This is a genomic window from Nocardia sp. NPDC051990, assembly GCF_040680755.1.
In the GTDB taxonomy this organism is placed as follows: Bacteria; Actinomycetota; Actinomycetes; order Mycobacteriales; family Mycobacteriaceae; genus Nocardia.
The window spans coordinates 540,237-546,425 of record NZ_JBFAXH010000004.1; the positions used below are offsets into that span (position 1 = coordinate 540,237).

General features: G+C 67.1%; 6 protein-coding genes. 4 read left to right on the top strand and 2 right to left on the bottom strand.

What is annotated here, in order from left to right:
- Positions 1 to 88: 88 nt before the first annotated feature.
- On the top strand, positions 89 to 979 hold the full coding sequence (locus AB0L63_RS11650) for a LysR substrate-binding domain-containing protein (RefSeq protein WP_364498109.1): 891 nt from the start codon (positions 89 to 91) through the stop codon (positions 977 to 979).
- A gap of 141 nt (positions 980 to 1,120) precedes the next feature.
- Here AB0L63_RS11650 and AB0L63_RS11655 read toward each other — a convergent pair whose 3' ends face one another.
- The gene (locus tag AB0L63_RS11655; protein ID WP_364498263.1) at positions 1,121 to 1,516 is read right to left on the bottom strand and encodes a RidA family protein; all 396 of its coding nucleotides are present in this window, start codon (positions 1,514 to 1,516) and stop codon (positions 1,121 to 1,123) included.
- A 100-nt stretch (positions 1,517 to 1,616) separates the two neighbouring features.
- On the opposite strand from AB0L63_RS11655, the gene AB0L63_RS11660 reads away from it, so the two are divergent.
- Positions 1,617 to 2,591 carry a YafY family protein gene (locus AB0L63_RS11660; protein WP_364498112.1) on the top strand — a complete coding sequence of 325 codons (975 nt, stop codon included), beginning with the start codon at positions 1,617 to 1,619 and terminating at the stop codon, positions 2,589 to 2,591.
- 282 nt (positions 2,592 to 2,873) lie between these two features.
- Here the strand turns inward: AB0L63_RS11660 and AB0L63_RS11665 are convergent, their stop codons facing one another.
- Positions 2,874 to 4,112, bottom strand: a complete 1,239-nt coding sequence (locus tag AB0L63_RS11665; RefSeq protein WP_364498114.1) for an FAD-dependent monooxygenase — start codon at positions 4,110 to 4,112, stop codon at positions 2,874 to 2,876.
- A gap of 95 nt (positions 4,113 to 4,207) precedes the next feature.
- Between AB0L63_RS11665 and AB0L63_RS11670 the strand changes: the two genes are divergently transcribed.
- A complete protein-coding gene (locus AB0L63_RS11670) occupies positions 4,208 to 5,224 on the top strand; it encodes a WYL domain-containing protein (protein ID WP_364498117.1) in 1,017 nt (338 codons plus the stop codon).
- 285 nt (positions 5,225 to 5,509) lie between these two features.
- Positions 5,510 to 6,082 (top strand): helix-turn-helix domain-containing protein, encoded by a 573-nt coding sequence (locus AB0L63_RS11675; RefSeq protein ID WP_364498121.1) that lies wholly within the window; start codon positions 5,510 to 5,512, stop codon positions 6,080 to 6,082.
- Positions 6,083 to 6,189 lie beyond the last annotated feature (107 nt).

A 6,189-nucleotide genomic window follows, 5' to 3' on the forward strand; every position in this document is an offset into this window, starting at 1 on the left:
GACCCGCAGAAGGTGTCCATGTCCCGTATTGCAACGCTCCTTAGGCATCCCCTAACGGTCCAGACCACCCCCCGTCAGGGATGACCGCGTGGAGTCGCGGCCCGATCTCAATCCGCGAGTACTGAGGTACTTCGTGACCCTCGCCCAAGCCGGCACATACACGCGCGCCGCTGAACTGCTGCACCTGACCACACCGTCGCTGTCTCAGCAGATCCGCAAGCTCGAGCACGACCTCGGCGTCGAACTCATTGAGCGCGACCACCGCGGTGCCCGGCTGACCGAGGCCGGTGCCGAGTTCCTGCCGTTGGCGACGAACCTGCTGTCCGTGCACGACCACGCGGTTGGGGCGATTCGACAGCGCATCCGCGCAGACCACCGAAAAATACGGATCGGATTCTTCGCCACCGTCGCCGGCCCGCGGACCCATCCGATCCTGAACGCGCTGCGCGCATACCTGCCAGGAGTGGAGATCGAGCTCGTGCAGGTTGCCTGGGGACAGCAGGTCTCCGCTGTGCGCGACGGCCACGTGGACGCTATGTTCGCGCGCCCACCCCTGGACGCGGCGGGCCTGCGCACCCATTCCGTCTTCACCGAAAAACGTGTCCTCGCCATGTCCGTCGAACACCCGCTCGCGAGCAGAGACGAACTCGAACTCGCCGACCTAGCCGGAGTTGTACAGGTGGACACCGACAATGTGCCCGAGGAATGGCGGCGATGGTGGGCGATCGACCCCCGCCCGGATGGCACACCGGTCACCTACGGGCCACTGGTCCACGGCGTCGAAGAAATGCTCGAAGTCGTCGCGAACAGTAACGCCGTGGTCATCACTGCGGAAAGCCTCGTCACCGCCTTTTCCCGCAAGGACATCGTGTTCCGACCGATAGTCGACATCGAACCGACACGTATCGTTCTCGTCGCACCCGAAACACAACGACTGACAACGCACATGCTCATTCGCGCGGTCGACGAGTCGCGGTGAACAGGTGTAGCGGTCCCGCAGCTTCCGCCGCATCAACGGCTACCTGCGGGACCGGGACGCCACGTCAGTAGGCGGAATCACCCATCTGTTCGCTGCTCGTGCCGGTTCAACCGCACGAGCAGCAGAGGCGGCGAGGTCACATCACGCGACGGCGGTCCCCTCGAGCTCGACCATCTGGCCGGGGATCGCCAACCGTGTCACCCCGAGCATCGTGGTGGTCGGTGCCACCCCGGCGGCGCCCAACCGCGACGCCAGCACGCCGTAATGCGGGAACAGCAGATCGACGTCGGTGGTGTAGACGTTGAGCCGGACGAGGTTCGCGAGGGACATGCCGGCCTCGCGGAGCACGGCCTCCAGGTTGTCGAGGCTCAGCGCCAACTGTGCGGCCATGTCACCGTCATGCTGGGGCTTGCCGTCGCCGTTCATCGCGGTCTGCCCGGAGCAGTACAGGGTCCGGGTGTGCCCGGAGACGATCTCACCCTGGTTGAATCCCATCTCCACCGACCACGTCACCGGGTTGACCGCTGTTCGTTGCACTGCCACATCAGCTCCATTCGATTCATCGAGATTCCGTACGTCCATGAGCCTCTCAACAAATCACGACATCTTGTGTCGTGTATTTCGGTAGAGTTTTCGTATGCGCGCCGACCGGTTGGTCTCGATGGTGCTGCTGCTGCGTCAGCGCGGTCGGCTGTCCGCGGAAACGCTCGCCCGCGAGCTGGAGGTATCCACCCGCACCGTGCTGCGCGACATCGAGGCGCTGTCCGCGGCCGGCGTCCCGGTCTACGCCGAACGCGGCAGGCACGGCGGTTTCGCGTTGTTGCCCGGTTTCCAGACCGAGCTCACCGGGCTGAATCACGACGAGGCGCTTGCCCTGCTGGTCGCCGGATCACGGCGCGGCGCACAGGTGTTCGGCCTCGGCTCGGCGCTCGCTTCGGCCATGCTCAAAGTGGTTGACGCGCTGCCGGAAAGCCATCGGGCCACCGCAAGCGACGTGGCCCAGCGATTGCTCATCGACCCGGAGGTCGACCTCCTGTCGCGTCGGCTGGTCGCTGAGGAGGTGCCCGAAACCATAGTGACCGAGATCCGGCGCGCGGTGTTCGCCGGACACAAGCTGCGCATCCACTACGCGGCTGCGGACGACACCCCGAAGTGGCGCACGGTGGACCCGATCGGCCTGGTCACCGTGCGCGACCAGGGCTACTTGCTGGCTACGAGGTCTGGCGCGGACCGCACCTACCGGCTGTCGCGGGTGTTGGCCGCCGAGGAACTTCCCGAACCCGCACAGCGACCGGACCGGGTCGATCTGGACCGGGCCTGGCAGGAACGCAGCACGCGGTTTCGGACCGGCGGCGACCAGGTCACCGTGTTGGTACGGGTGAACCCGGCACAGCGGGAGGACCTGGTGAGCACCGCACTCGCCGTCTGCGCCGAAGATGCCGACACAGACGGCTGGCTGCGGTTGGAGGTGACCTTCCAAGATTCACGACACGCCGAATGGGCGCTGTGGCAGCTCGCCACGAACGCGGAAGCCCTTGCCCCGCAGTGGTTGCGCACCTCGCTGCACAACCGCGCCGCCGCGATCACCACCTGCTACGGAGAGTCATCCTGAGAGTTGTCAGGGCGTGACTCGGGCCCTGGACCAGTTGCGGGTGACGCGGACGCCGCGCAGCGTTCGTGCGCAAACACATTCGCCGCTACGGGCACTACAGCTTTCACCTGCCCGACCTCGGCGGCAGTCACCGGCCGCTGCGTGATCCGGCCGCACCCGACGAGGACGGCTGAACCCGTGTTCACTCGGCGGGCAGTCTTCGGCATCGGTGTCCGGCTCGCCGATACCCCGTCAGCTCGAGCTGCGCGCGCAGCACACACAGCGGCCGTGTGGCGCGGCTGGTCACCGACGTAGCCGGGCGGCTGCGGCCAGGATCGGGGTGCACACCGCGGTCGCTGCGGCGCCAAATGTGGTGTCGGTGGCCAGGATCCATCGGACGGTCTTCATCGCGAGGGTAAGGACTTCACTGCCGCGTTGGCGCATGTCGGTCTCGAACTGGTTGATGGCGTCGATGAGGGTGGTGTCGCCTGCGGCGGACGCGGTGAGGTGGTTGAGCAGGCCGGCGGCGTCACGGATGGCCGCGCCGGCTCCCATTCCCGCAGTGGGTGGTGTGGCGTGCACAGCGTCGCCGAGCGCGGTGATGCGGCCCGCGGGCCAGGGCGCGAGATCGGCTGCGCGGGTAGAGGCGGCGTTGAAACGGAACCCGGCCACGCTGCGCGGATCAGCCTGGGTGATGACCTCGAGCGTGTGCTCAGCCCAGCCTCGCTTGTGGAACTGGCCGAGCAACGCGGTCTGCAACTCGACGTCACGCAGGTCGCGCAGGGAGTCGGTGGTGGCGGATTCGGGGAACATGGCGCCCCAGATGTAGGTTGGTCCGGTCGTCACGGACATCCGTAGCTCGGGAGCGTCGAGCGCGGCATTGCCGACCGGGTCGAGGAACCCGACGTAGAGCGCCGCTCCGCGCGGGCCGACCGCCAGCCCCGACCGTGGCCTGAGCCGGCGCTGCTCATGGGGGCTGAGGTCGTGCAGGAGGGTGCGGCCGGAGAACCCGATGATGCCCGCCGGGCTGTTGGTCTGGCCTCCCGCCAAGTGACGGGCGACCACTGAGTGGGCGCCGTCCGCGCCGACGACCAGGTCTGCCGAGGCCGGCGCCCGGTCGGTAAACAGCACCCGAGGTGTGCCGTCGTCATCGTGTTCCACGCCGGACACGCGGCAGCCCAGGTGCAGCCGGTCACCGACAGCTTCGGCCAGCAGCATGCGCAGGGTGATCCGGTCGACATCGACACTGGAACTGCCGCTGAGGTCCGGTCCGTGGCCGAGCAGCCGGCCGCGGCGATCCCAGAACGCGTCACGCTCGCGCAGCCGCAGCGCCGAACCCGACGCCAGCAACCGCCGCATGATCCGCGGTTCCACCAGTTCGGTCAGCGCCGACTGCGCCCGCTCGTCCAGGGTGATGTGGTAGCCGCCCGTGGCGGTCACATCGGTGTCACGGTCGAATACCGCCACCTCGAACCCCCGGCGGCGCAGCCCCGCCCCCAGCGCCAGCCCGCCGATCCCACCACCGACCACGATGACACGCATATCCGACCGTCCTTTCGCCACTTGTTCGCCTGACAGAGGCCACACTGACACAGGTAGTGGACACGGAATGGCCACTATTTGGGTCACAATGGAGCATGGCGAAAACCTCGCACCGGGCGTTGCGGTTGCTGTCCCTGCTCGGCTCGGACCGGCGGTGGCCGCTGCGCGAGCTCGCCACCCGGCTCGGGGCCAGCGAACGCACCATCCGCCGCGACATCGAAACCCTGCGCCAGCTCGACTACCCGATCATCACCGTCCACGGCCCCGACGGCGGCTACCAGCTCGGCGACGGGCACACCTTGCCGCCACTGCTGTTCGACCACGATCAGGCCCTCGCGGTCGCGGTGGCCCTGCAGACCGCGCCAAGCACGATGTTCGGCCTCGGAGACGACACGGCGCGGGCCTTGGCCACGCTGCAACAGGTCATGCCCACGGCGCTGCGGGCGTCCATGGAATCCCTGCGCCTGACTCGGCTGCAGAACTATTGGGAGTTCCCCTCACCCCCCATCGACCCGGCCGCGCTCACCGTGGTCGGATCCGCGGTACGCCACCGCCACCTGCTCGTCATCGAGACACTGCGTCCCGATGGCACCCGCCCGGAACCCGGCGACCCCGACTTCCTGCCCGCTCGCCGCGTCGAGCCTTACCACCTGGTCGTCTGGGCCGGTCGGTGGTACCTGGTCGCTTACGACCTCACCGACGACCAATGGCGCGTGCACCGCGTCGACCGACTGCACCCCCGCCCCACCACGCAGCCCTTCACCGCCCGCGAACTCCCCAGCGAAGACCTCGCCCACTTCGTGATGAGAACCTACGACCGCGGCGACACGCCCGCCGCCTGGCAATGCACCGGCACCGCCAAGCTCAATCTGCCCACGCACGTCGTGGCCCGCTGGGCACCAGGCGGCTCCGTCGTCGAACACCTCGACAGCGACCACTGTCGGCTCACCCTTGGCGCCTGGTCTTGGGCCGGTGTCGCGGGCATCCTCGCCACCTTCGACACCGAACTCACCGACCTGCACCCACCCGAACTCGTCCAGGCATGCCGACTCCTCGCACACCGGTGGGCAACAATCACCGATACGGGCGAGAACCCCGACAGCCCCGCATAAATGGTCAGTTGCGCGAGTCCGCCTATCGAAACACGCGGGCCGATCGTCGAAAGTGCTTGTCAAGAGAGCAGTTTCGCCTTCAGCGCCGCGACATCCGAACCGCTCAGCTTCAGGCCGTCACACACATGGTTGTCGAAGCTGCGGTAGCTCCTGTTCACCTTCAATCAGCCGGCTCGCTGTCCGGGCAGCTGTTCTCGCGACTGCGTCCGGCGTGACGAGCGGTCCGGCCGCCGCGCGGCCCGCACCGCCCGCCTCGGTCGCCGGCATCATGACAGACTGGGCCCAGTGAAAGAACGGGGCCCCTACGGCAAAGGCATCGAACGCCGTGAACAAATCCTCGACGCAACACTGCGGACGATCGCCGAACGCGGCTTCCACGCCACGTCGGTCGCCGAACTAGCGGACGCAGTCGGGCTGAGCCAAAGCGGACTGCTGCACTACTTCGGCTCCAAGGAAGCGCTGTTCATCGCTGTCTTGCGCCGGCGTAGCGAGCTCGACATCGCGAGCCTCGGCCCCGACCCGGACCCCAGCACCTATGCCACGATCATCGAGCGCAACACCAAAGTGCCTGGGCTGACCGAACTGTTCACCCACATGCAGGCAGCGGCGGCCGACCACCGCCATCCCGCGCACGAGTTCATGATCGAGCACTACCGGCGCAGCAGCGAGGTCCTGACCAGCATGTTGCAGCAGCTGCAGGACGATGGCGCGATTTCGAGTTCGGCGGATACACGTGCCCTCGCCACGCAGGTCCTCGCGATGACAGACGGCCTGCAATCGCGATGGCTCATCGACCCGACGATCGATATGGCCGCCGAACTCGAAAGCTTCTGGCAAATGCTGATCAGATCGGCCTGATCAACTCCCATTAGGCGACTGTGCAGGTGATAGCGGTGAGTGCGGTGGAAAACTGATCGTTGGTCTGTTCGGTGTTGACGCTGATGGTTGCCGCGGTTCCCTTGGAT